This is a genomic window from Streptococcus sp. 2021WUSS126, assembly GCF_044427255.1.
Classification (GTDB): domain Bacteria; phylum Bacillota; class Bacilli; order Lactobacillales; family Streptococcaceae; genus Streptococcus; species Streptococcus hashimotonensis.
Map to the genome: position 1 here is coordinate 20,244 of NZ_JAOTGI010000015.1, position 24,206 is coordinate 44,449.

At 41.3% G+C, this 24,206-nt stretch carries 21 protein-coding genes and 2 pseudogenes; 15 read left to right on the plus strand and 8 right to left on the minus strand.

Annotated elements, in window-relative coordinates:
• The first annotated feature begins 23 nt into the window (after positions 1-23).
• From ODU39_RS07000 to ODU39_RS07025, 6 genes and pseudogenes are all read left to right on the plus strand, one after another.
• A complete protein-coding gene (locus ODU39_RS07000) occupies positions 24-341 on the plus strand; it encodes a PTS lactose/cellobiose transporter subunit IIA (protein ID WP_003048451.1) in 318 nt (105 codons plus the stop codon).
• The gene (locus ODU39_RS07005; protein ID WP_105139928.1) at positions 341-2,020 is read left to right on the plus strand and encodes a lactose-specific PTS transporter subunit EIIC; all 1,680 of its coding nucleotides are present in this window, start codon (positions 341-343) and stop codon (positions 2,018-2,020) included. The genes ODU39_RS07000 and ODU39_RS07005 overlap by 1 nt, the downstream gene beginning before the upstream one ends.
• Before the next feature lie 235 nt (positions 2,021-2,255).
• A complete protein-coding gene (lacG, locus tag ODU39_RS07010; RefSeq protein WP_105139927.1) occupies positions 2,256-3,662 on the plus strand; it encodes a 6-phospho-beta-galactosidase in 1,407 nt (468 codons plus the stop codon).
• A 64-nt stretch (positions 3,663-3,726) separates the two neighbouring features.
• Positions 3,727-4,620 (plus strand): aldose 1-epimerase family protein, encoded by an 894-nt coding sequence (locus ODU39_RS07015; RefSeq protein WP_398580318.1) that lies wholly within the window; start codon positions 3,727-3,729, stop codon positions 4,618-4,620.
• Between the two features lie 673 nt (positions 4,621-5,293).
• Positions 5,294-5,374 (plus strand): annotated as a pseudogene (locus ODU39_RS07020) (pyridoxamine 5'-phosphate oxidase family protein); the annotation flags it as partial.
• A 121-nt stretch (positions 5,375-5,495) separates the two neighbouring features.
• Entirely contained in the window at positions 5,496-5,837 is a 342-nt protein-coding gene (locus ODU39_RS07025; protein WP_024406534.1) for a metal-sulfur cluster assembly factor, read from the plus strand.
• A gap of 328 nt (positions 5,838-6,165) precedes the next feature.
• On the opposite strand, the gene ODU39_RS07030 is transcribed toward ODU39_RS07025, so the two are convergent.
• The 6 genes and pseudogenes from ODU39_RS07030 to ODU39_RS07055 all read right to left on the minus strand — a co-directional run bounded on the left by ODU39_RS07030 (position 6,166) and on the right by ODU39_RS07055 (position 12,326).
• Complete coding sequence (locus tag ODU39_RS07030) at positions 6,166-7,368, minus strand: IS110 family transposase (RefSeq protein ID WP_398581420.1); 1,203 nt, start codon at positions 7,366-7,368, stop codon at positions 6,166-6,168.
• Between the two features lie 250 nt (positions 7,369-7,618).
• Positions 7,619-8,032: a DUF6176 family protein gene (locus tag ODU39_RS07035; RefSeq protein ID WP_398580348.1), complete on the minus strand. Its 414-nt coding sequence runs from the start codon at positions 8,030-8,032 to the stop codon at positions 7,619-7,621.
• 50 nt (positions 8,033-8,082) lie between these two features.
• Positions 8,083-9,798 carry a dihydroxy-acid dehydratase gene (gene ilvD, locus ODU39_RS07040; protein ID WP_398580347.1) on the minus strand — a complete coding sequence of 572 codons (1,716 nt, stop codon included), beginning with the start codon at positions 9,796-9,798 and terminating at the stop codon, positions 8,083-8,085.
• Between the two features lie 159 nt (positions 9,799-9,957).
• A complete protein-coding gene (locus tag ODU39_RS07045) occupies positions 9,958-10,374 on the minus strand; it encodes a hypothetical protein (protein ID WP_105257392.1) in 417 nt (138 codons plus the stop codon).
• Positions 10,349-11,287 (minus strand): phosphodiester glycosidase family protein, encoded by a 939-nt coding sequence (locus tag ODU39_RS07050; RefSeq protein ID WP_398580346.1) that lies wholly within the window; start codon positions 11,285-11,287, stop codon positions 10,349-10,351. Before ODU39_RS07050 ends, ODU39_RS07045 begins: the two co-directional genes overlap by 26 nt.
• A pseudogene (locus ODU39_RS07055) lies at positions 11,274-12,326 on the minus strand (glycosyltransferase). Before ODU39_RS07055 ends, ODU39_RS07050 begins: the two are co-directional and overlap by 14 nt.
• Before the next feature lie 225 nt (positions 12,327-12,551).
• Between ODU39_RS07055 and ODU39_RS07060 the strand changes: the two are divergent.
• The 6 genes from ODU39_RS07060 (at position 12,552) to ODU39_RS07085 (ending at position 18,626) form a co-directional block, all read left to right on the plus strand.
• The gene (locus tag ODU39_RS07060) at positions 12,552-14,255 is read left to right on the plus strand and encodes an acetolactate synthase large subunit (RefSeq protein ID WP_105212425.1); all 1,704 of its coding nucleotides are present in this window, start codon (positions 12,552-12,554) and stop codon (positions 14,253-14,255) included.
• A complete protein-coding gene (gene ilvN, locus ODU39_RS07065) occupies positions 14,248-14,724 on the plus strand; it encodes an acetolactate synthase small subunit (protein WP_024412902.1) in 477 nt (158 codons plus the stop codon). The genes ODU39_RS07060 and ilvN overlap by 8 nt, the downstream gene beginning before the upstream one ends.
• 140 nt (positions 14,725-14,864) lie before the next feature.
• Positions 14,865-15,887: a ketol-acid reductoisomerase gene (gene ilvC, locus ODU39_RS07070; RefSeq protein WP_002942259.1), complete on the plus strand. Its 1,023-nt coding sequence runs from the start codon at positions 14,865-14,867 to the stop codon at positions 15,885-15,887.
• A gap of 281 nt (positions 15,888-16,168) precedes the next feature.
• On the plus strand, positions 16,169-17,419 hold the full coding sequence (ilvA, locus tag ODU39_RS07075) for a threonine ammonia-lyase IlvA (protein WP_174854286.1): 1,251 nt from the start codon (positions 16,169-16,171) through the stop codon (positions 17,417-17,419).
• A 9-nt stretch (positions 17,420-17,428) separates the two neighbouring features.
• Positions 17,429-18,331, plus strand: a complete 903-nt coding sequence (locus ODU39_RS07080; RefSeq protein ID WP_002942264.1) for an SPFH domain-containing protein — start codon at positions 17,429-17,431, stop codon at positions 18,329-18,331.
• Between the two features lie 85 nt (positions 18,332-18,416).
• Positions 18,417-18,626, plus strand: coding sequence for a hypothetical protein (locus ODU39_RS07085; protein ID WP_009910800.1), 210 nt, complete (start codon positions 18,417-18,419; stop codon positions 18,624-18,626).
• A 122-nt stretch (positions 18,627-18,748) separates the two neighbouring features.
• Here the strand turns inward: ODU39_RS07085 and ODU39_RS07090 are convergent, their stop codons facing one another.
• Both ODU39_RS07090 and ODU39_RS07095 read right to left on the minus strand, forming a co-directional pair.
• On the minus strand, positions 18,749-19,492 hold the full coding sequence (locus tag ODU39_RS07090; protein ID WP_024389055.1) for an amino acid ABC transporter ATP-binding protein: 744 nt from the start codon (positions 19,490-19,492) through the stop codon (positions 18,749-18,751).
• On the minus strand, positions 19,485-21,050 hold the full coding sequence (locus ODU39_RS07095) for an ABC transporter substrate-binding protein/permease (protein ID WP_024393418.1): 1,566 nt from the start codon (positions 21,048-21,050) through the stop codon (positions 19,485-19,487). Before ODU39_RS07095 ends, ODU39_RS07090 begins: the two co-directional genes overlap by 8 nt.
• A gap of 126 nt (positions 21,051-21,176) precedes the next feature.
• On the opposite strand from ODU39_RS07095, the gene ODU39_RS07100 reads away from it, so the two are divergent.
• The 3 genes from ODU39_RS07100 to ODU39_RS07110 all read left to right on the plus strand — a co-directional run bounded on the left by ODU39_RS07100 (position 21,177) and on the right by ODU39_RS07110 (position 24,032).
• Positions 21,177-22,013: an undecaprenyl-diphosphate phosphatase gene (locus tag ODU39_RS07100; protein WP_014638628.1), complete on the plus strand. Its 837-nt coding sequence runs from the start codon at positions 21,177-21,179 to the stop codon at positions 22,011-22,013.
• Between the two features lie 127 nt (positions 22,014-22,140).
• Positions 22,141-22,863 carry an adaptor protein MecA gene (gene mecA / locus ODU39_RS07105; protein WP_398580345.1) on the plus strand — a complete coding sequence of 241 codons (723 nt, stop codon included), beginning with the start codon at positions 22,141-22,143 and terminating at the stop codon, positions 22,861-22,863.
• Complete coding sequence (locus ODU39_RS07110; protein WP_024418504.1) at positions 22,860-24,032, plus strand: glycosyltransferase family 4 protein; 1,173 nt, start codon at positions 22,860-22,862, stop codon at positions 24,030-24,032. Before mecA ends, ODU39_RS07110 begins: the two co-directional genes overlap by 4 nt.
• Positions 24,033-24,206: the final 174 nt, after the last annotated feature.

Consider the following 24,206-nt stretch of genomic DNA (forward strand, 5'->3'; position numbering starts at 1 on the left):
TAAAAAAATAGGAGGTTCATATTATGAACAGAGAAGAAATTACGTTATTAGGTTTTGAGATTGTTGCATTCGCTGGAGATGCACGTTCTCGATTGATGGAGGCACTGGCTGCTGCTCAAAAAGGTGATTATGCAAAAGCAGAAGAACTGGTTGAAGCGGCCAATGCTTGTATTGTTGAAGCCCATCATGCTCAGACAAGTTTGTTGCAAAAAGAAGCGGCTGGTGAGGATTTAGCCTTTAGTGTGACGCTCATGCATGGCCAAGACCATCTCATGACAACATTATTATTAAAAGATATGATGAGTCATATGATTGAACTTTATAAACGAGGTGATAAGTAATGAATAAATTGATTGAATTTATTGAGAAAGGGAAGCCTTTCTTTGAAAAGATTTCGAGAAACCCTTATTTAAGGGCTATCCGTGATGGTTTTATCGCAGCTATGCCAGTTATTTTGTTCTCAAGTATCTTCCTATTGGTAGCTTTCGTGCCTAATATCTTTGGATTTACTTGGTCTGATGAAGCAGTTGCTGCTATCATGAAACCTTACGGTTACACAATGGGGATTGTAGCTGCCCTAGTTGCAGGAACGACAGCAAAATCCTTGACAGATGCTTTTAACCGTCAATTGCCAAAAACCAATCAAATCAACTTCATTTCAACCATGATTGCCTCAATTTCAGGTTTCCTATTACTGGCTTCTGATGGTATTGAAGGTGGTTTTGCCAATGGTTACATGGGAACTAAGGGGCTTTTGACAGCCTTTCTAGCAGCCTTCATTACAGTTAATATCTATAAGGTCTGTGTGAAAAACAATGTCACCATTCGTATGCCAGACGAAGTTCCACCGAACGTATCTCAGGCATTTAAAGATGTAATTCCATATGCATTGTCTATCTTTGTCTTGTATGGAATCGATCTTGTAACACGTCAATTCCTTGGAACAAACGTTGCTGAGGCTATTCTGAAATTATTTGAGCCATTATTTACAGCAGCAGATGGTTATGTTGGTATTACCATTATCTTTGGTGCCTATGCCTTGTTCTGGTTTGTAGGAATCCATGGTCCATCAATTGTTGAACCAGCAATTGCAGCCATTACCTATGCCAATATTGAAACCAACTTCCAGCTTCTACAGGCGGGTCAACACGCGGACAAAATCCTGACTTCCGGTACTCAAATGTTTATCGTGACAATGGGTGGTACAGGGGCTACCTTGGTTGTGCCATTCATGTTTATGTGGTTGACTAAGTCTAAACGAAACAAAGCAATTGGACGTGCTTCAGTTGTTCCAACATTCTTTGGTGTAAACGAACCAATCTTGTTTGGAGCCCCCCTCGTACTCAACCCAGTATTCTTTGTTCCATTTATTTTAGCTCCAATTGCTAACGTATGGATTTTCAAATTCTTTGTTGATACGCTAAAAATGAACAGTTTCAGCGTCAACTTACCATGGACAACTCCAGGTCCGTTGGGGATTGTCATGGGGACAAACTTTGCTCCACTTGCCTTTGCACTAGCTGTCTTGTTGGTCGCTGTCGATGTACTTATCTATTATCCATTCTTGAAAGTTTACGATGAGCAAATTCTTGCTGAGGAACAATCAGGGAAAGTTGAAAATAGCTTGAAAGAGAAAGTGGCAGCTAACTTTAATACCGCCAAGGCGGATGCTATCCTTGAAAAAGCCGCAGTCGATACGGAGATTTCGGAACAAACCAACGTTCTGGTGCTTTGTGCAGGAGGTGGAACAAGCGGCTTACTTGCCAATGCTTTAACTAAAGCCGCAAAAGAATACGGTGTTCCAGTCACAGCGACAGCAGGAAGCTATGGGGCTCACCGTGAGATTTTGCCAGAGTATCAATTGGTTATCCTTGCACCTCAGGTGGCATCAAATTACGAGGACATTAAACAAGAAACCGATGCATTGGGCATTAAACTTGCCAAAACTGAAGGGGCTCAATACATTAAACTCACACGTGATGGTCAAGGTGCTCTTGACTTTGTCAAACAACAGTTCTAGAACCTGTATTCACAGTTCAGCACTTCCATCTAAGGCTAGTTTTTCAGCTACTCATCGTTAGTTTTTTTCAAAATACAGTCAGTATTCCCTCAAAAAACTGCCTTGATTAGCGAAAAACTATCTCTTATATACAAGCACTTCACTTGTGAATACAGGTTCTTAATCAAAAGGGGAGGGAGTAATAAATCTCCAACTCCTACCCCTTTATTTATTTTTGATAGAAGAAGGTAGGCATATGGTTAAAACATTACCAAAAGATTTTATATTTGGTGGAGCAACTGCTGCATATCAAGCAGAGGGGGCCACAAAGACAGATGGAAAAGGTCGTGTTGCATGGGATAAGTATCTAGAAGATAATTACTGGTACACTGCGGAACCAGCTTCTGATTTTTATAATCGTTATCCAGTTGATTTAGAACTAAGTGAACAATTTGGGGTAAACGGCATTCGTATTTCAATTGCTTGGTCTCGTATCTTCCCAACAGGCTTTGGAGAAGTGAGTCCAAAGGGAGTAGAGTTTTACCATAAATTATTTGCGGAATGCCATAAACGTCACGTAGAACCATTTGTAACGCTTCACCATTTTGATACACCAGAAACGCTCCATTCTAATGGTGACTTTCTAAATCGTGATAACATTGAACACTTTGTCAATTACGCAGCGTTTTGCTTCAAAGAATTTCCTGAAGTTAATTACTGGACAACCTTTAATGAAATCGGTCCAATTGGTGACGGTCAGTATCTTGTTGGGAAGTTCCCACCAGGTATTCAGTATGATCTTTCTAAAGTATTCCAATCTCATCACAATATGATGGTTTCACATGCCAAGGCAGTTAAGCTCTACAAGGATGCTGGTTATAGCGGAGAAATTGGTGTTGTACATGCATTGCCAACGAAATATCCTTATGATCCAACCAATCCAGACGATGTCCGTGCAGCGGAACTTGAAGATATTATTCACAATAAATTTATCCTAGATGCAACATACTTGGGTTACTATTCTGAAAAGACTCTTGAAGGTGTTCGCCATATTCTGAAAGTAAATGGTGGGGAATTAGACCTTCGTGATGAAGACTTCGCTGCCTTAGATGCTGCCAAAGATTTGAACGACTTCTTGGGCATCAATTACTATATGAGTGATTGGATGAGAGCTCATGATGGAGAAACGGAAATCATCCATAATGGTAAAGGTGAAAAGGGAAGTTCTAAGTATCAAATCAAAGGAGTTGGTCGTAGAGAGTCCCCAGTTGATATTCCAAAAACGGACTGGGATTGGATTATCTATCCGCAAGGTCTTTATGACCAAATTATGCGTGTGAAAAATGACTATCCAAATTATAAGAAAATCTACATCACTGAAAATGGTCTAGGCTATAAAGATGAATTTGTAGATGGTACAGTCTATGACGATGGTCGAATTGATTATGTGAAAAAGCATTTAGAAGTGATTTCAGATGCTATCTCAGATGGTGCCAATGTTAAAGGTTATTTCATCTGGTCCTTGATGGATGTATTTTCTTGGTCAAATGGATACGAGAAACGATATGGTTTGTTCTATGTTGACTTTGAGACTCAAGAACGCTATCCAAAGAAAAGTGCTTATTGGTATAAAAAAGTAGCAGAAACACAGGTTATTGAATAAAAATAATACAAGGATGCCTAGCTCAAGTTAGCATCCTTGTTTTCATATAAGGGAGGCAGTTTTTATGCTTGAATTAAAAAATGAGAACTTAACAGTACAATTTTCTGAATTAGGTGGGCAAATTATTTCAATTAAAGATAATGATGGTGTCGAGTATCTTTGGCAAGGAGATCCGACCTATTGGAGCGGTCAAGCACCAGTTCTATTTCCGATTTGCGGAAGTTTACGAAATGATTGGGCTATCTATGAACCTGCAGAAAGACCGACATTTACAGGCACAATTCCAAGGCATGGACTTGTGAGAAAAATGATGTTCAAAAATGTAAGAAGAACTGAAAATTCTGTGGAATTTTCTATTTCATCAAATGAGGAAACCGTAAAAAATTACCCATTTGAATTTGAACTTTCCATTAACTACTCACTACTTGGCAATACAATTCGAACTGAATATCAGGTTAAAAATCTTGAAGGACATAGAAAGCTACCTTACTTTATTGGGGGTCACCCAGGTTTTAATTGTCCTTTGTTGGATGGTGAGAGTTATGAAGACTATTATTTAGAATTTGAAAAAGTAGAATCTTGTACAGTTCCAAGAAGTTTTCCAGAAACTGGCTTACTTGATCTGCGAGATCGCCGTCCATTCTTGGAAAATCAAAAGACCTTGGACTTGTCCTATCAACTGTTTGAGCACGATGCCATAACATTGGATCAATTAGTATCACGAAAGGTAACTTTGAAATCAAAAAATCATCAGAAGACTCTTTCGATTGCATTTGATGATTTTCCATATTTAGTGATTTGGTCAACTACAAATCAGAGTCCCTTTATCGCTTTAGAGCCATGGAGTGGACTCTCTGCATCACTGGAAGAATCTGATATATTCAATGCCAAACGAAATATTAGTTACGTCGCTCCAAAAGAAGTTGATAAAAAACATTTTGATATTATTATTGAGTAAATACCATAGTTAAGTAATTTAAATATTCTACGGAAATCACTCAAAAACTCCACTGGCTGAATAATGAACAAGTCCTAGTTTTAAGTTGTTGAACTGAAACAGTCTATCCCCAGACTGTGAATGATGTGAGCTGACTACAGTCAGCTTATGTCTCCTACTTCAAAAGGTCTACCAGACCTTTTGAACTCCAACCCCCGTATAGCTCCAAAGGTTCGGGGAACCTTTGGAGGCTGGAGATAGAGCGAACAGAGTTCGCTACAAAACTGTCTGGGAGACAGTTGGAAGTTGGAAATAGAGCGAACAAGGTTCGTTACAAAAAGGTTCGGGGAACCTTTGGAGGCTGGAAACGGAGCGAACTCTGTTCGTATCAGCAGTATAGGTCAGATTTGGAGTGTGAAATACGAATTGCTGTGATTTGCTTCGCAAATCGTATCTCCAACCTTTAACCTCGCTTTTTTCTTTCTAGGCTCGGGCTGAAACAGTTCCCCGAACTGTTTCACTCCGCTGGACTGTTAAAGCAATTAACCACTCCCACTGCGCTGAGATGTTGACACGAACTCTGAGAAGTGGCTTTGGACTTTTTGCTCAGCCTCGTTTAAAGTTAAAAAAATTATTCTACGGTCTCGTTTTTTAACAGTATCCGGTTTGCTGTTTTTTGATATAGTACAGAAAACAGGTGTTTCAGATTTATGCAGGTCATGGTTTCTATCATAGTTTGCCTCAAGGGCACAAATATATTTTTTCTATCGGTTAAGGTAAGGATTCAGAAGTCCGTGCTCTATAAAAGCTAAATAAAAATATTTGATAGCATAGGTATATTTCGTTTAATTATGATACAATACTTCTTATAAATATTTTAGGAGTGTTTAAATTTAATGAGAGAAGATATTCAGATTAATGAACGAGCGTTAACTGTATCAGAACAGTTGATAGAGGTTTTAGAATCCATTTACGACCCTGAAATTGAACTAGACATCTACAATTTGGGTTTGATTTATGAGATTCATTTAGATGAAGCTGGTTTTTGTAAGGTTGTCATGACCTTTACAGATTCAGGTTGTTCTTGTGCGGATACTATGCCTGGTGAATTGGTTGCAGCCTTGAAAACGATTGATGGTATAAACGATGCACAGGTAGAGATTGTCTGGTCTCCTGCTTGGAAGATGACCCGTATCAGCCGTCTTGGACGTATTACGCTTGGTATCAGTCCGAAATAAAAAGAAAGTGAGGCTGGGAAAAAAGTCCTGCCACACTTCTCAGAGTTCGTGTCAACATCTCAGCGCAGTGGTTGATTGGCAGATTTGTTCGTGTTTCACACTCCAAATCTGACCTAATCAACTGTGCGGGGGTAGGAAGGCGAACTCTTTTTTCTACCATTTGTCAAGCCTTTCAAGGTATTTGATGAACAATATTTTGAATTCAGTAGTCAAAATAAGGAAATTATTTTATTTTGGACTAAAGTTTAGTGTAAAAAGTGTATACAAAAGCAACACCTTATGTTGAAATTTTTTGATAAGGTGTTACAATGATAGAGCATAAACAGTTTTACCGATTTTGGGTAGAAGTATAATCGTAAAGCTTATTATGCGTAATGAGGTAATACATTGTCCGAATGAGACGATGTATGGAGGCAATCGTGTGTGGCTTCGTAGAAGTCGTTTGCGATTGTCTTTTTCGTTTCTCATAAAAGTCGGCGATATGGCAAGGATTGGTGTGACTAGCTGAAGCGATATTATGAATGCACTTGAACAGAATCTTTCTAGCGTAGGGATTGCCACGTTTGGTAATGTGTTCCTTAGCGAGGAAGTTACCAGATTCATAGTGTCTCAGGTCAATACCGATAAAGGGGTTGATTTGATTTGCAGACTGAAAACGGCGAATATCTCCCAGTTCGCCAATAATACTTGTTGCAGTAGTCTCAGCTATTCCAGGAATAGAGAGCAGAATGTCATATTCAGGTAATGGCTGAGCTAGCTCCACCATTTCGTCTAAGACTGATTGTCTCTGTTCAGAAAGCCGAAGCAATTCTTTTCCATAGTAACGCACCTCTTCCAGCATTGGAGAGGTTTTCTTAACGGCACAATAAGATTGATTAGCTAGTGCTATCAGTTTCTCGGCTAAGTACGCCACACGCTTGTCCGAAATCCGTTTTGAGGTGGACTGACGAATGCTCTCTGAGAGTTCGTCCTTGCTTAAATCAAGCACGAAGTCCTTGCAAGGAAAAGCTATGACCGGGTTCCAGTATTGTTCACCAGTTGGTGTTGACAAGATATTTTCCAATTCAGGGAAAGTGACCTGTAAGACCTTGTGTAGGCGGTTTTTAGTTCGAACAATGTCCTCAGTCAGATTCTGATAGAAACGGCTGAGATCCCGCAGATCTTGATAGACTTCTTCTTGGACATAAGTGGGTTTACGATTCAGTGCAAACTGAGATTGAGCTAGTTTTTCGGCGTCAATTTGATCTGTTTTTCTCACACGCAAGCTATCCAGTTGCTTCTTGGCTTCTAAGGGATTGAGCCGCGTATAAGCGTAGCCGTGCTCATCCAGAAAAGCTTGAAGACGACGAGAATAGACACCTGTTGCTTCAAAGATGATTTCTGGCTTGTGGACGGTTTTCAAATCTCCAAGTAACCGAGTAAAGCCGATGGCGTCATTGGACATGGTATAGCCATGAACTTTCTCACCATTGACTAGAATGGCCACTTCTGAACTTACCTTACTCACGTCAATCCCAAATACTACTCGCATGATATTACCTCTTTGTCTTGAATGATTCCTTGTTTTAGTGATGTCATTTTCAATACTCGACGTCTGGCGTCCCACATACTTTGATAACATTCTTTCTAAAACAGGTGCCTTGCCAGTTTTTGATGCGACGTCTAGCGTCAAAAGAGTTCTCGACTTAACAAGACACCTCTACTTTATCATCTTGAGAATGAAAAAAGTAGTGAGTACTCTCTCCTGTCGGAGATTTCTTCACTACTAATCTTAGTATGTTTTAGACCAGTCGAGTTCTTTCCCGCTCCCATTTTTTAAATGTCTCATCGTATTGTCTGTCTAATTCTTCCATGGTTTCATAAACAGGCTTTGGAATCATGACAACTTGAGGGGTTAGATCTACCATACCATAGCTCGGGTCGATGCATTCTTCCCAGTATTCTAAATGTTTTTTGTCGATATAGGATTCTGAATCTTCGACTTCAATCCCTCCTTCGACTTGGACAGAGTACCAGTAGAGATATTCGTGGCCGTCCAGTACTTCACGGAAGATGGTTTCGACATACATTTTCTCTCCTTCAAGAGTGAGAAGGGTGTCTTCCGTGTGCTCGTTGAGAAAGGCCATCCATTCATCTACTTTGGCAGTTTTCCCTTCTTTGACTCGAAAGCGGGAGAGTTCGACGTTTAGTTTCATTTTTTCTCCTTTTGGAAAACCCTGCCACGAGGACAGGGTTGTTGAGTTCCTTATTTTTTCCCCGTACGTTCTGGTTGCCAGAAGTCGGTAACGGCTCCTTTGGAGGCAGAGGATACGGTGTGGGCGTATTTACCGAGAACACCACGAGAGTAGAGTGGAGGAATGACAGTTGTTTTCTTGCGTTCTTCGATTTCTTTGTCAGAAACGTGCATGGTGATTTCTTTGGTATCTTGGTCAACCGTTACCAAATCACCTGTACGGAGGTAGGCAATTGGACCGCCATCCTGAGCTTCAGGTGCGATGTGGCCAACGACCAAACCATAGGTTCCGCCAGAGAAACGACCGTCTGTTAGAAGGGCTACCTTGTCACCTTGGCCTTTTCCGACAATCATGGAAGAAAGGGATAGCATTTCAGGCATACCAGGACCGCCTTTTGGTCCAACATAGCGGACAACAACGACATCACCGTCAACGATTTCATCGGTCAATACAGCTTCAATTGCCTCTTCTTCTGAATCAAAGACCTTAGCTGGTCCAGTATGGTTGCGGACTTTCACGCCAGAAACCTTAGCAACAGCTCCTTCAGGTGCTAGATTTCCTTTCAAGATAATCAGAGGTCCGTCTGCACGTTTTGGATTTTCAAGTGGCATGATGACATCTTGACCTGGAGTCAAGTCTGCAAAATTCTCTAGGTTTTCAGCAACGGTTTTACCTGTACATGTGATACGGTCGCCATGAAGGAAGCCGTTTTTGAGCAAGTATTTCATAACCGCAGGGACACCGCCGACATTATAGAGGTCTTGGAAAACGTATTTACCAGATGGTTTGAGGTCAGCTAGGTGAGGTACTCGTTCTTGGAAATCGTTGAAATCTTCAAGTGTGAGGTCGACATTGGCAGCATGGGCAATGGCTAGAAGGTGGAGCGTAGCGTTGGTTGAGCCACCGAGTGCCATGGTTACAGTGATAGCATCTTCAAAGGCTTCACGCGTCATAATGTCAGATGGTTTGATGCCAAGTTCTAGCATGCGTACAACAGCACGACCAGCTTCTTCAATATCAGCCTTCTTCTCAGGAGATTCAGCAGGGTGAGAAGAAGAGCCAGGAATGGACATGCCCATTACCTCAATGGCAGTAGCCATGGTATTGGCAGTGTACATACCACCACAACCACCAGGTCCAGGACAGGCATTACACTCAATCTGACGAACTTCTTCAGCAGTTAAGTCGCCATTATTCCATTTTCCGATTCCTTCGAAGACAGAAACCAAGTCAATATCTTTACCATTGAGGTTTCCTGGTGCGATGGTTCCACCGTAGGCAAATACGGCAGGAATGTCCATATTGGCGATAGCAATCATAGAACCAGGCATGTTTTTATCGCAGCCACCGATTGCGACAAAGGCATCCACGTTGTGCCCTCCCATAGCTGCCTCAATAGAGTCGGCTATGATGTCACGGGAAGTCAAGGAGAAGCGCATACCAGGCGTTCCCATGGCGATTCCGTCTGCAACGGTGATGGTACCGTATTGAACAGGCCAGGCACCTGCATCTTTTACCCCTTCTTTGGCTAATTTTCCAAAGTCATGAAGGTGCATGTTACAAGGTGTATTTTCAGCCCATGTCGAAATAACCCCAACAATAGGCTTTTCAAAGCTATCGTCGGTCATTCCTGTTGCGCGAAGCATGGCACGGTTGGGTGACTTGACCATCGAATCATAGACAGAACTGCGATGTCGAAAGTCTTTAAGTTTGTTTGTATCGGTCATAATTTTTTCTCCCTATCTTATTTTACCTATTATATCATAGATATGAAAGAAACGATAAAAGATTTGATAAATAATTGGAAATTTCCAAATTTTTCAACAATTCATTCTATAGTAAAAGGCACCTAAGAATTTTAAGTGCCCTTATAATTTATTTGTAGATTAAGTGGTCGTTTTTCGGCGATTGTTTGCGGATGGATTGATGAAAAGACCGACTAAGGATAGAACTAGGAAGGCTGCGCCGATGTACCAATAAGGTTGATCTAAGGTAGTTGAACGTCCAGATAGGTTGATAATGTCTCGGAGAAGACAACCAGCTGTAATAGTTGCAACGCCAGAATTCCACAAATTATAGGAGAGACGTGAAAGAGTAGGTATAAGTTGCAGCAGACCGAGTAGCACAGCTCCGCCTATTAATGGTACACAGAACATATAATGCATAAAGACAGAGACTTCGCCATAGCTGAGACTTTCATAGATTCGACTGAAAATAAACAGGAAAGCTGTTATTGCTAAGTAGGAGATAAATGTTCTTGAAACTCTTGTAGTTGAATTAGTAACCGATGTAGACAATGTCACTCACCACCCTTTCTGAGATAGTATTTCCATTTGTTGTTGGGTTGTTGACAACTTGACCGTTGAAGTAAAGAGTAGATGAACCACCGCCATCAAGGTTGTAGGCAGTTTGAGCACCATATTGTTTCATAACTTCTGCCAATTGATAGAGAGAGAGTCCTTCGCTTTCAGACGTACGTCCATCTGCTACGACGATGATATAATGATTTTCATCGATAATCCCGATAGCAGAACGAGGGTTGGATGACATTGCACGTCCAACTTCTGTTGAAGTATCGACGACAATTTCGCCGTTTTCGACCAATGATGGACCAAATGCTAAGAGGTTGACAACGCCCTTGTCAATCAATTCTTGGGCGGTAATCTCATTTTCATAAATGACCTCAAACGAGCCGTCTGCGTAGATGGCCAAGTCGCCATAAGATGCATTGTCCCGAACGGTGTCTCGATACAGAACTCCATTCTTAATAACATAACCAGTTGAGTTGGCTCCATAGTAGTCACCATTAACCGCTAGAATGGCATTGTTTGCTGCCGCAGTTTCAGAAGTTTTAGCTGTTACGTTTGTACCGTAAGTGTTTTGTGCAAGTGCTGTTTTTAAATACTCGGGTGAGCTGACTTGAATATCTGCGACGTAAACAGTTGTGTTGTTGGTAGTGATGGTCTCTAAGTTGATTTGGATATTGTCATCAGTGTAACTATTATCCGTTGTAGAGACATTCGTTGCTGTTGTGGCAGTAGTGGAAGACGAAGCTGTAGTCGTATTCTGCTCGCTCGTAGAAGTAGCATTGCTTGCAGCAACCGTTGTGATAGCCTCGGAAAGCACGAAGGTTTTTAACATGGAGTAAGTAAAGCCTCCTGTCAAAAGCATTCCGAAGATGGATGCGTAGGCAAAGGGTTTTTTAAGCAATTTCATGGGAAAATGATTTCCTTTCTTTAAAAATAATATTCTTTTGAACAAACCAAGAAGCTAGGAAAAGGAGGATGCCAACTGCAAGTTTGACAATGTAGAGGTTGAGTCCTAGAATTTGGTGGAAGAGATAGAGGAGGGCTGTATCGCAAAGGAAGAGGACAAGGGCTAGTGTAAAGTAGCCTGCGCCTGTTCGTGCGATGCTCTCTTCATTGTTAAAGACTAATTTCTTATTAAGTGCAAAATTACAGGTAGCGCTACAAATGCGAGCAATCATGTTTGCGACCAATAAGCGTACAGCAGTTGGTAAGCTAGTGAGTAGCAATAAGGCAAGTGCATATATTTCGTAGTCAACTAAAAATCCACCAAAAGATGCTAGGGCAAATTTGAAGAGATTTTTGTAAATGAGCAGTCCATCTTTTATGGGACGAAAATGCGAACTGGCATTATCATCGATATAAATGGTTTGGATTGGGACTTCCGTAATTTTATAGCGTTGACTTGCCTGAGTTAACATGTTCATCTCGTACTCATAGCGGTTGCCTTCAATATCTAACATGAATGGAATTAAGTCAGTATGGAATCCACGCAAGCCTGTTTGTGTATCGGACACATTGATACCAGTTTGCAGTCTAAACAATACTCTGGTTAGTTTGTTACCAAAACGACTCCGAAAGGGAATGTCTTTGGTAAATTGACGAACACCAAGAATCAGGCGACTTGGCAGATTTATAGCTGCACGGGCGATGCGGTCAATATCATTCACAGCGTGTTGACCATCTGCGTCAGCAGTTACGATAACACCTGGTTTTCTCAAATTTTGGATGAAACTAAAGGCTGTTCGCAAGGCTTGGCCTTTTCCTTTATTGACATCATGGTGTAGAACAATCGCATAGGTTTTGGCGATTTCAAGAATATTTTTGGATGCGCCAGTACTACCATCATCAACAACGATGACCTAACAATTTAGCCTGTTTTTCATTATTTCTAATAGTTGGATTAATTTTTCATCTGGCTGGTAAGCCGGTATCACTACATAATACATATCCTAAACCTCATTTAATTTTCTTAGTGGAACTACTATACTGATGTTTTCTGAAAGCAAGCTGAAACCAAGCCAATCAAGGGATTTGCTTAAGTTTTGCTTAAGAAAATGTTAGGAAATAGTTAAGAAAACGAACAAATGTAGGAATTTTCAGAAAATTCCTTGACATTCTACTTCCTTGTGATATTATAGTAGATAACAAATTTGCAGAGAGGAGGAATATTCGTGCAAGAAATTCAACTAGACCAACCGCGTTCGGGGTCCTATCTCATTTTGGACACCCTGCATCAGCTAGGAGTAGACCTTGTTTTTGGTTATCCTGGTGGGGCAGTTTTGCCTCTATATGATGCTATCTATCAATATGAGGGAATCCAGCATATTTTGGCTCGTCATGAACAAGGAGCGGTCCACGAGGCCGAAGGATATGCTAAATCATCAGGAAAGGTGGGCGTAGCCATTGTAACCTCTGGGCCAGGAGCAACCAATGCCATTACAGGCATTGCGGATGCCATGGGAGATAGCGTGCCCTTGTTGGTCTTTACAGGTCAAGTAGCCACACGGGGTATCGGTAAGGATGCCTTCCAAGAGGCCGATGTCTTGGGCATGACCATGCCCATTACCAAGTACAATTATCAGATTCGGGATACTGCAGATATTCCTCGTGTCATTACAGAAGCTCTCCATATTGCAACAACAGGGAGACCGGGTCCCGTTGTTATTGATGTTCCAAAAGACATCCAAGAAAGAGTTGTTGATTTTTATCATGACCCAACTCTACACCTACCAAGTTATCAGCCAACGATTGAACCAAATAGTTTGCAGGTCAAGAAAATTTTGAACCAGCTTAGCCAAGCTCAAAAACCAGTTATATTGGCTGGTGGTGGTGTCAATTATGCAGATGCCAATAAAGAATTAGTTGCCTTTGCAGAGCGCTACCGTATTCCAGTAGTTTCAACCCTCCTTGGATTAGGTGCAATGCCCATTGAGCATGAATTATCCTTGGCTATGGGGGGGATGCACGGTTCATACGCTGCCAATATGGCTATGGATCAGGCTGATTACATTATCAATATTGGAGCGCGATTCGATGACCGCCTAACAGGAAATCCAACAACCTATGCGCCAAATGCGACGGTAGCACATATTGATATTGATCCCGCAGAAATTGGTAAAGTTGTCAAAACGGCTATTCCAGTAGTGGGCGATGCTAAGGCAACCTTGAAAGCTCTGCTTGCCTTAGAAACAGTCGAAACAGGCTATGCTGATTGGACGGCACAAGTATTGGAAAACAAACGTCGGGCGCCATTTTGGTATGATGAAGATGAAAAGGTTATTAAGCCACAGGCGGCAATTGAATTAATTGGTCAGTTGACGCAAGGGGATGCCATTGTCGTGACAGATGTTGGTCAGCATCAAATGTGGGCTGCCCAATTCTACCCCTACAAACATGCACGTCAACTTGTAACATCTGGTGGCATGGGGACCATGGGCTTTGGTATTCCTGCAGCTATCGGCGCCAAATTAGCCAATCCAGATAAAGAAGTAATCATCTTTGTTGGTGATGGCGGCTTCCAAATGACCAACCAAGAATTGGCTATTTTGAATGGCTATGGTGTACCGATTAAGGTTGTATTGATCAATAACCACTCTCTTGGAATGGTTCGTCAATGGCAGGAATCCTTCTATGAAAAGCGTCGTAGCCAATCTGTATTTGACGATGAACCGAATTTCCAATTGTTGGCAGAAGCTTATGGCATTAGTCATTATAGTTTTGACAATCCAGCGACTCTAAGTGAAGACATGAAAGTTATCTTAGAAGATAAACCAATGCTCATAGAGGTTCATATTTCTAATCGTGAACATGTTCAACCGATGGTGCCAGCAGGTAAGAGTAATGCAGAGATGTTGGGGGTGAAGTTCAATGCGTAGAATGTTAACAGCTAAATTACGAAATTCATCAGGCGTCCTCAACCGCTTTACGGGTATTCTATCTCGTCGCCAAATCAATATTGAGTCCATCTCCGTCGGCCCAACAGAAGTAGATGGCATCTCACGTGTGACGGTGATTGTAGACGTGGCCAGTCACGATGAGGTCGAACAAATCATCAAACAGCTGAACCGCTTGATTGATGTGGTTCGAGTACGTGACTTAACGGACATACCCCACTTAGAGCGTGAGGTGATTCTTGTCAAAATTTCAGCTCCGCCAACAAAACGAGCAGAAATTTTAGCGATTATCCAACCCTTTAGAGCAAATGTTGTCGATGTGGCACCTCACTCTATTACCATCCAAATGACAGGTGATGGAGATAAGATTGACGCCCTCCTGCGCGTGATTCAGCCTTACGGCATTAAGAATATCGCAAGAACGGGTGCGACTGGCTTTAGTAGAGACTAATCCTCTTCGATAATCAATCCTATACTGCGTTGACTTGGCTTGATGAACGTTAGTTCTATCTTCGTCTGCATCGCCTAGTCTAGCCTTCATTTTCTTTGAGCATCCAACCTTATAAATAAAAAAATAGAAAAGAGAATCTTATGACAGTAACAATGCAATATGAAAAAGATGTAACAGTAGCAGCACTTGACGGTAAACGTATCGCCGTTATCGGTTATGGTTCACAAGGTCATGCCCATGCTCAAAACTTGCGTGATACAGGGCACGATGTCATCATCGGTGTGCGTGCAGGTAAGTCATTTGACAAGGCAAAAGAAGACGGTTTTGAAACTTTTGAAGTAGCAGAAGCAGCAAAACAAGCAGATGTTATCATGATCTTGGCTCCAGACGAAATCCAAGCAGACCTTTACAATGACGAAATCGCTCCAAACTTGGAAGCGGGCAATGCCCTTGGTTTTGCCCATGGTTTCAACGTTCACTTTGAATTTATCAAGGTACCAGCAGATGTGGATGTCTTCATGTGTGCACCAAAAGGTCCAGGTCACTTGGTCCGCCGTACCTTTGAAGAAGGTTTTGGAGTACCAGCCCTCTATGCTGTTTACCAAGATGCAACTGGCAATGCAAAACATATTGCGATGGACTGGGCAAAAGGTGTTGGTTCAGCCCGTGTTGGTCTTTTGGAAACAACTTTCAAAGAAGAGACAGAAGAAGATTTGTTTGGGGAGCAAGCTGTTCTCTGCGGTGGTTTGACAGCCCTTATGCAGGCAGGTTTTGAAGTCTTGACAGAAGCAGGTTATGCACCAGAATTGGCTTATTTCGAAGTTCTCCACGAGATGAAACTTATCGTTGACCTTGTCTACGAAGGTGGCTTTAAGAAAATGCGCCAATCTATCTCAAACACTGCTGAATTCGGTGACTATGTATCAGGCCCACGTGTCATTACAGACCAAGTCAAAGAAAACATGAAGGCAGTCCTTGCAGATATTCAATCTGGTAAATTTGCAAATGACTTTGTAAATGACTATAAAGCAGGTCGTCCACGTATGGAAGCTTATCGTAAAGAAGCAGAGAATCTTGAAATCGAAAAAGTAGGTGCAGAACTCCGCAAAGCAATGCCATTTGTCGGACGCAATGATGACGACGCATTCAAAATCTATAATTAAACACTATCATGGTAGATAGGGTGATAGTCAGCTTTACTTTGAGTGATGGCAATACATTTAAGGTTTGAGTTGGCAGATGAGGGGGTGTCATTCCCTTTTTTACCTATCTCTGAAAATGAATAAAAGAGCTGGTTTTTCCGGCTCTTTTGCCCATTTCATTCAAGAATACATTAAAAAAATAAAAAAGTTCGTTTTTTATAAAATGACATAATAATAGTTTAAATACTAGGAATTTCTAGGGAATATTGATACAATAAATATAGAAAGAAATTAATGGAACTATGATTACAGCAAAAAATGTAGAACAAGCATACTCCGTTCTTAAGCGCGTGGTAGTACGTACCCCCTTGGATTATAGTCGATACTTGTCGGAAAAATATGGTGCAACTATTTATTTAAAAAGAGAAAATGAACAGCGTGTTCGCTCTTTTAAAATTCGAGGAGCCTATTATGCTATTTCACAATTGACAGATGATGAGAAGTCACACGGTGTGGTCTGTGCTTCGGCCGGAAACCATGCTCAAGGTGTGGCCTACACCTGTCAGGAAATGCAAATTCCTGCTACGATTTTCATGCCCATTACAACTCCGCAACAAAAAATAGGGCAGGTTAAATTTTTCGGAGGAGACCACGTAGAGATTCGACTCGTAGGTGATACCTTTGATGAGTCAGCCAAGGCGGCACAAGATTATACTCAGGAAAGTGGGAAAACCTTTATAGACCCATTCGATGATGAAAATGTGCAGGCTGGTCAGGGAACAGTAGCTTATGAAATCTTGGAAGAAGCGGAAGAGCAAACCATTAGTTTTGACCAAATTTTAGTTCCCATAGGAGGAGGTGGTCTGGTTGCAGGCGTTTCGGCCTATCTGAAAGAACATGCACCTGAAATTAAGATTGTTGGTGTTGAAGCAAGTGGGGCACGGTCAATGAAAGCGGCTTTTGATAAAGGTCGTCCGGTTAAATTAGACCAAATTGATAAATTTGCTGACGGTATTGCGGTACAGAAAGTTGGTAAGTCGACCTACGAAGTGGCTCGGAAATACGTAGATCGCCTGATTGGTGTGGATGAAGGATGGATTTCTGGGACTATTTTAGACCTCTATTCTAAGCTGGGTATTGTTGCTGAGCCAGCAGGAGCAGCAACGATTGCAGCTCTTGAGGTAGTCAAGGACCAAATCAAGGGGCAAACCATTTGTTGTATCATTTCTGGTGGTAATAACGACATCAACAGGATGCCGGAAATGGAGGAACGTGCGCTTATCTACGAGGGAATTAAACACTACTTTGTTGTTAATTTTCCACAACGTCCAGGGGCTCTTCGTGAATTTGTAAATGATATTCTAGGGCCAAATGATGATATTACTCGTTTTGAATATATCAAACGTGCCAATAAGGGAACAGGGCCGGTTCTAATCGGTATTGCCCTAGGAGATAAAACAGATTATACGCAGTTTATTTCTCGCTTGGAAGAGTTTGATCCCCAGTACATCAATCTTCATGAAAATGATTCGCTTTATAAAATGCTAGTTTAGGAGGTCATTATGGTACTTGGTCCAATTGTTTTTATTGGTAGTTTCTTGTTCTTTGTACTGATTGCTTTGATTTTGATTGCTTCAGGGCTATACGTTGTCAAGCAGCAGACGGTCGCTATTATTGAGCGCTTTGGGAAATACCAAAAAACATCTACTTCAGGTATTAACTTTAAAATACCATTTGGAGTCGATGTCATCGCAGCCCGCATTCAATTGCGGATGTTACAAAGTGAAATTGTGGTAGAAACCAAGACGCAGGATAACGTTTTTGTCACAATGAATGTGGCAACTCAATATCGAGTAAATGAAAATAATGTGACGGATGCCTATTACAAGCTCATGCACCCAGAAGCACAGATTAAGTCCTATATTGAAGATGCCCTGCGTTCATCTGTACCTAAATTGACCCTGGATGAGCTCTTCGAGAAAAAGGATGAGATTGCACTTGAGGTACAAAAACAAGTAGCAGAAGAAATGTCAACCTACGGTTATGTTATTGTCAAAACCTTAATTACCAAGGTAGAGCCAGACGCCGAGGTTAAACAATCTATGAATGAAATTAACGCAGCTCAGCGGAAACGGGTTGCGGCCCAGGAATTGGCAGAAGCTGACAAGATTAAAATTGTCACAGCAGCAGAAGCGGAAGCTGAAAAGGATCGTTTGCATGGTGTAGGTATTGCACAACAACGTAAGGCGATTGTAGACGGACTGGCAGATTCGATTCGTGAACTGAAAGAATCAAATGTTAGCCTATCTGAAGAGCAGATTATGTCTATCTTGCTGACCAACCAATACTTGGATACTCTCAATAATTTTGCACAAGGAGGTAATCAAACTATCTTCCTTCCGGGGAATCCGGAGGGGGTCGAAGACATAAGGACGCAAATACTATCATCTCTTAGGGCAAAATGATGGTAAAAAGCGAACATTTTACTTGACAAAATAGGTTAAAACATATTATACTAAATTGCACGAATAAAAAAGAAAGGGGTTTCTAATGACTAGTTACGAAAAAGTAGCCGCTGTTGTCGGCTGGGTTCGTGAAAAGAAAATCACAGGTTACCGTATCAGTAAGGAAACAAATGCTCGTGAAATGTCAGTTATCGCTCTTGCACAAGGTCGCGCTAAGATTGACAATATTTCATTTGCAACTGCCTTGGGTCTGATTGATTTTTACGACAAAAACCACAAGAAATTTGAAAACTAATCTAAATGGTTTCATTTAGAGATGTCCAAAAAGAGGAATTTTGCGATTCCTCTTTTTTTAGTCTAAAAAACTTACCAGCTTTGAAACTGGTAAGTAATAGTCTTCTATGGAACAGATTGAGTTTATCCAAGAAAACGCTGAAGGAATTCACGTGTGCGTTCTTCCTGGGGATTTTCAAAGATTTGTTGAGGACTGCCTTCTTCGGCGATGACACCCTTATCCATAAAGATAACGCGGTCAGATACGTCACGGGCAAATTCCATTTCGTGAGTTACGATAAGCATCGTCAATCCTGATTTTGCCAAATCTTGCATGGTTTTAAGAACTTCCCCGACCATCTCTGGATCGAGAGCAGAAGTCGGCTCATCAAAGAGGATAACTTCTGGGTCAACAGATAGGGCGCGTGCAATGGCCACACGTTGTTTCTGTCCACCAGAGAGTTGACTTGGTTTGGCTTGCCAGTACTGTTCGGTCATGCCAACCTTGTTGAGATTTTCTTTGGCGATTTTCTCTGCCTCAGCTCGATCTCGTTTCAGTACCGTAGTTTGTGCTACAATGGCATTTTCCAATACATTTAGATTGTTGAAAAGGTTGAAGGATTGGAATACCATACCTAGTTTTTCACGGTAAGTCGTCAAATCATATCCTTTAGCCAAAACATCTTGTCCGTGGTATAGAATCTGTCCTTCTGTTGGTGTTTCCAAAAGGTTGATAGATCGGAGGAAGGTTGATTTTCCCGAACCAGATGAACCGATGATTGAGATAACCTCGCCCTTTTCAACGCTAATAGAGATGTCTTTTAGGACTTGATTTTGTCCGTATGATTTCTTTAGATTATTGATTTCAAGAATTACATTTTTAGTCATGTGGCACCTCGACTTGCATTTGGTTTGCACCTGTTGTGTATGTATCTGTATCAAAATGCTTTTCAACTGCGCGTAAGATACGTGTCACAGTAAAGGTTAGAATGAAGTAGATAATAGCAATAACCGTAAAGGTTTGGAAATATTGATAGGTTTGGGTTGCGACAGTATTTCCTGAGAAATAGAGTTCAACAACTGAGATAACGTTCAATACAGAAGTATCTTTGATATTGATGACAAATTCATTACCAGTCGCTGGTAAGATGTTACGAATAACCTGTGGAAGGACAATCTTACGCATGGTCTGATTATGGGTAAATCCGAGAGCAGTCGCAGCTTCAAATTGGCCCTTATCGACGGCAAAGATACCACCGCGGACAATCTCGCTCATGTAGGCACCTGTGTTGATGGATACAATGAAGATAGCGGCAAGTGTGCGGTCAAGATTAAGTCCGAATGCTTGGGCGGTACCATAGTAAATAACCATGGATTGTACAATCATCGGCGTACCACGGAAAATTTCGATGTAGATATTGATAATCCAACCGAGCACTTTTTGACCAATAGCAAGCGCCTTGTTTGCTGCTTTTGGAGCTGTACGGAAGACACCGATGAGGAGACCGATAGCAGTACCGATAATTGTACCGAGGATGGAAATGAGTAATGTCATCCCAGTTCCGCGCAGAAGTTGTTGCCAGTTGTTAACAACAATATTCCAAACTTGGGCGAAGAAACTAGGTGTTTCGCCCTCGCTGGCTTCTTCAACGGGTTGGTTTTCAATCATATCATCCATAAGTGCGATTTGCTCTTCTTCTGAAATAGTTGCTAAGACTTCGTTGACCTGAGTGATACGAGCGTCATCTTTGCGCATACCGACAGCGATGGTCACGTCTTCGGCATTGGTTTCAAAACTGTCTGCCAATTCAACCATTTTGAAAGCTTTATTTGCAGCTTCTGCTGTACGACCTTCTGGACGTTCAGAAACATAGGCGTCTATAATGCCAGATTCTAAAGCTTGACGGATTTGGGAGAAATCTCCCATGGCAGTCTGTTTGTTAGCCCCTTCAATTTGGTCAATCAAATCATAGAGGTAAACCCCTTGCTGGGCAGTGATTTTTGCGCCAGCAAAATCTGCCAAGCTGGTTGCGTTTGCGTACTGACTATCAGAACGAACAACCAGGGTAGGAATTGAAGTGTAGTAGCTATCTGAGAAGGCGATTTCTTTCTTGCGCTCTTCTGTCGGGCTCATACCGGCGATAATCATATCGATTTTACCAGATGTAAGAGCAGGGACCAACCCTTCCCACTTGGTTTTAACAACCAAGAGTTCTTTGTCCATGGATGCAGCGATTTTTTTTGCAACCTGAACATCATATCCGTTGGCAAATTGATTGGTTCCCTCAATAGGAACGGCACCGTTGCTATCATCTTCTTGGGTCCAGTTAAATGGTGCGTAGGCGGCTTCCATACCGACCCGCAGGTATTCGTCTGCCCGAACCCCTGTTGTTACAGAAAAAACAGCGATTAGGGTCAGCAGAAATATACTGAGTTTACGTTTCATAATGTCTCCTTTAAAATGCTATTACACCATTTTATTAAAAATTCTGACAAATTTCAATATCCTTGTACTATGAATAGGGAGTTTTTTTATGATATAATGTAGAGAATTGATGAAAAGGAGCTTTTTATGCTATTGGAATTGTTGAAGGCTATATTTTTAGGAATCATTGAAGGGGTAACGGAATGGTTGCCAGTTTCTTCAACTGGGCATTTAATTTTGGTTCAAGAGTTCGTGAAATTAAACCAAAGTAAGAACTTCCTAGAAATGTTTAATATTGTCATTCAGCTAGGAGCAATTCTAGCAGTTATGACTATTTACTTTAAAAAATTGAATCCATTTCAGCCTGGAAAAACCAAGCGTGATATTCAATTGACTTGGCAATTATGGGCCAAGGTTGTCATTGCCTGTATTCCGTCCATCCTAATTGCAGTCCCGTTGGATAATTGGTTTGAAGCGCACTTCAATTTTATGGTACCGATTGCGATTGCTTTGATTGTCTACGGTATTGCCTTTATTTGGATTGAGAACCGTAACAGAGGTGTAGAGCCACAGGTGACGGACTTAGCGAAAATGTCTTATAAAACTGCCTTGTTGATTGGGTGTTTCCAGGTCTTAAGCATCGTTCCGGGGACTAGTCGCTCAGGTGCGACCATTCTGGGAGCAATCATTTTGGGGACCAGCCGATCTGTGGCGGCAGATTTTACCTTCTTCCTTGGGATTCCAACCATGTTTGGTTATAGTGGCTTGAAGGCTGTTAAATATTTCTTAGATGGCAATAGCCTGAATATGGAGCAGGTATGGCTCTTGTTAGTCGCTAGTGTGACGGCTTACTTGGTATCCTTAGTTGTTATTCGTTTCTTGACAGACTTTGTTAAAAAACATGATTTCACGGTTTTTGGTTATTACCGCATCATTTTAGGGGCGATTTTATTGGTTTATGCCTTTATCACATTTTTATTTTAAGAGCAGGGAGACCTGCTTTTCTTTTGTCTTTCGAGCTTGGTTTTAGTATAATGGTGGAAGATATGTATGAGTATTGAAAATGATCAATCAATTTTAAGAAATTGATGAATCAATGAATGAGGTAGTTATGAAAGTAAAGCAAATTAGTGATTCAACCTTGAAAATCACTATAAAATTAGATGATTTGGAAGAGAGAGGAATGGAACTTTCGGACTTTCTCATTCCGCAAGAAAAGACAGAGGAGTTCTTCTATACTGTTTTGGATGAATTGGATTTACCAATGACTTTCCGAGAAAGCGGTATGCTGAGTTTTCGTGTGACTCCGAAGCCAGATCGGGTGGACATCTTTGTTACCAAATCTGATTTGGATCAGAGCTTGAATTTCGATGAATTTACAGATTTGTCGGAACTTGGTGATGTCGCAAGTATGACTCCAGATGAGTTTTTCAAGAGTTTGGAGCAAACCGTTCGTGAGAAAAGTGCACCGGATGCAACAGCCGTTCGTCATTTGGAAGAGGTAGAGCAAGAGGAAGAAGCAGGTGAAGAGGAGCAGGAGCGCTATATTTACTATATTTTGGAATTTCCAACGATAGAGGATCTGTTTACTTTTGTTGGTACGGTTGATTATCCAGTAGAAGAATCGGAATTATATAAAATGGATGATCACTACTACTTGACCGTTCTTATCAATGTAGAAAATCGTTCCAAGCAGTATCCAGGCTACATTCTCTCACGAATGTTGGAATTTACCAATGATACGAAGTTGACCAGACCTGCTTTACAAGAACACGGAACTTTGATGCTTCCGCTTGCGGCAATCGAGGAGCTTAGGAAGGTTCCGACAGTATGATTCCTTTTGCTCTAAAATACATAATGGTCATTATTACAACCATGGTCATATCAGCCATTGCGACCCCCTTGGTTCGTTTTATGTCCCTGAGGATTGGAGCGGTCGATAATCCCAATGCACGGCGGATAAATAAGGTGCCCATGCCTTCAGCGGGAGGTCTGGCCATCTTTGTGGCATTTACCATTTCTGTCCTATGGTTTTTACCAGGAATTGTTACCCGTGTCAATTACCATGGCACTTACTTGCATTATATCTGGCCCCTGGTCCTGGCATCCAGCATTATCGTTCTTACGGGATTCATTGATGATGTCAAGGAGCTAAAGCCTGCTCCTAAAATGTTTGGTATTCTAGCTGCTGCGACGATCATTTGGATTTTTACGGAATTTCGTTTTGATAGCTTTAAGATTCCTTTTGGAGGACCTTTCCTTCAATTTCCTGTCTGGCTCTCTTTTCTATTAACGGTCCTTTGGATTGTTTCCATTACGAATGCAGTCAACTTGATTGATGGTCTGGATGGTCTGGTTTCGGGAGTATCGATTATTTCCTTGACAACGATGGGAATTGTGTCTTATTTCTTTTTGCATGATAGCAATATTTTTTTGACCTTAACCATCTTTGTTTTGGTTGCGGCGATTGTAGGTTTTTTGCCTTATAACTATAATCCCGCCATCATTTATCTTGGCGATACAGGAGCCCTTTTCATTGGGTTTATGATTGGAGTCTTGTCGCTTCAAGGACTGAAAAATTCGACAGCTGTTGCAGTGGTTACTCCGATGATTATTCTTGGAGTGCCTATTACGGATACTGTAGTAGCCATCATTCGTCGAAAATTGTCTGGGCAAAAAATCTATGAAGCAGATAAGATGCATCTGCATCATCGCTTGCTCTCTCTGGGACTTACTCATCGTGGCACAGTATTGGTGATTTACGCCATCTCTTTCTTATTCTCCCTGACCTCTCTTTTGCTCAATGTTTCGAGTCGAATAGGGGGGATTCTCCTATTGGTGACCATGGGACTGGGGATTGAGATTCTCTGTGAATTGATTGGCATCTTTGGTATCAATAGAACTCCGTTGCTCAACCTTCTTCGGTTTATTGGTAATAGTAGTTACCGTCAAGAAAAAATCGCAAAGTATAAAAAGTGCTACGAAGAGAAAAAAAGAAAATAAGAATCTTTCTAAACAAGATAAGAGCCGTCAGGCTCTTTTTTTGATATAATCCCGTCTTTGACAGTTTGAAACGACAAAAACCTCCCTAACTCTATGCATATCAAGGGTTTAGAGAGGTTTTCTTTTTATATCAAAAATGCGTACTTTTTCTCGATTTTGATGCTTGTAAAATTT

Bases quoted from the DNA above. Each gene is read 5' to 3' on its own strand.
- ODU39_RS07095 (WP_024393418.1), bottom strand. From the start codon at position 21,050: ATGAAACGTAAACTCAGTATATTTCTGCTGACCCTAATCGCTGTTTTT.
- mecA (WP_398580345.1), top strand. From the start codon at position 22,141: ATGAAAGTAAAGCAAATTAGTGATTCAACCTTGAAAATCACTATAAAA.
- ODU39_RS07080 (WP_002942264.1), top strand. From the start codon at position 17,429: ATGGTACTTGGTCCAATTGTTTTTATTGGTAGTTTCTTGTTCTTTGTA.
- ODU39_RS07005 (WP_105139928.1), top strand. From the start codon at position 341: ATGAATAAATTGATTGAATTTATTGAGAAAGGGAAGCCTTTCTTTGAA.
- ODU39_RS07015 (WP_398580318.1), top strand. From the start codon at position 3,727: ATGCTTGAATTAAAAAATGAGAACTTAACAGTACAATTTTCTGAATTA.
- ilvN (WP_024412902.1), top strand. From the start codon at position 14,248: ATGCGTAGAATGTTAACAGCTAAATTACGAAATTCATCAGGCGTCCTC.
- ODU39_RS07110 (WP_024418504.1), top strand. From the start codon at position 22,860: ATGATTCCTTTTGCTCTAAAATACATAATGGTCATTATTACAACCATG.
- ODU39_RS07035 (WP_398580348.1), bottom strand. From the start codon at position 8,032: ATGAAACTAAACGTCGAACTCTCCCGCTTTCGAGTCAAAGAAGGGAAA.
- lacG (WP_105139927.1), top strand. From the start codon at position 2,256: ATGGTTAAAACATTACCAAAAGATTTTATATTTGGTGGAGCAACTGCT.
- ODU39_RS07050 (WP_398580346.1), bottom strand. From the start codon at position 11,287: ATGAAATTGCTTAAAAAACCCTTTGCCTACGCATCCATCTTCGGAATG.
- ilvA (WP_174854286.1), top strand. From the start codon at position 16,169: ATGATTACAGCAAAAAATGTAGAACAAGCATACTCCGTTCTTAAGCGC.
- ODU39_RS07025 (WP_024406534.1), top strand. From the start codon at position 5,496: ATGAGAGAAGATATTCAGATTAATGAACGAGCGTTAACTGTATCAGAA.
- ilvD (WP_398580347.1), bottom strand. From the start codon at position 9,798: ATGACCGATACAAACAAACTTAAAGACTTTCGACATCGCAGTTCTGTC.
- ODU39_RS07090 (WP_024389055.1), bottom strand. From the start codon at position 19,492: ATGACTAAAAATGTAATTCTTGAAATCAATAATCTAAAGAAATCATAC.
- ODU39_RS07085 (WP_009910800.1), top strand. From the start codon at position 18,417: ATGACTAGTTACGAAAAAGTAGCCGCTGTTGTCGGCTGGGTTCGTGAA.
- ODU39_RS07100 (WP_014638628.1), top strand. From the start codon at position 21,177: ATGCTATTGGAATTGTTGAAGGCTATATTTTTAGGAATCATTGAAGGG.
- ilvC (WP_002942259.1), top strand. From the start codon at position 14,865: ATGACAGTAACAATGCAATATGAAAAAGATGTAACAGTAGCAGCACTT.
- ODU39_RS07030 (WP_398581420.1), bottom strand. From the start codon at position 7,368: ATGCGAGTAGTATTTGGGATTGACGTGAGTAAGGTAAGTTCAGAAGTG.
- ODU39_RS07000 (WP_003048451.1), top strand. From the start codon at position 24: ATGAACAGAGAAGAAATTACGTTATTAGGTTTTGAGATTGTTGCATTC.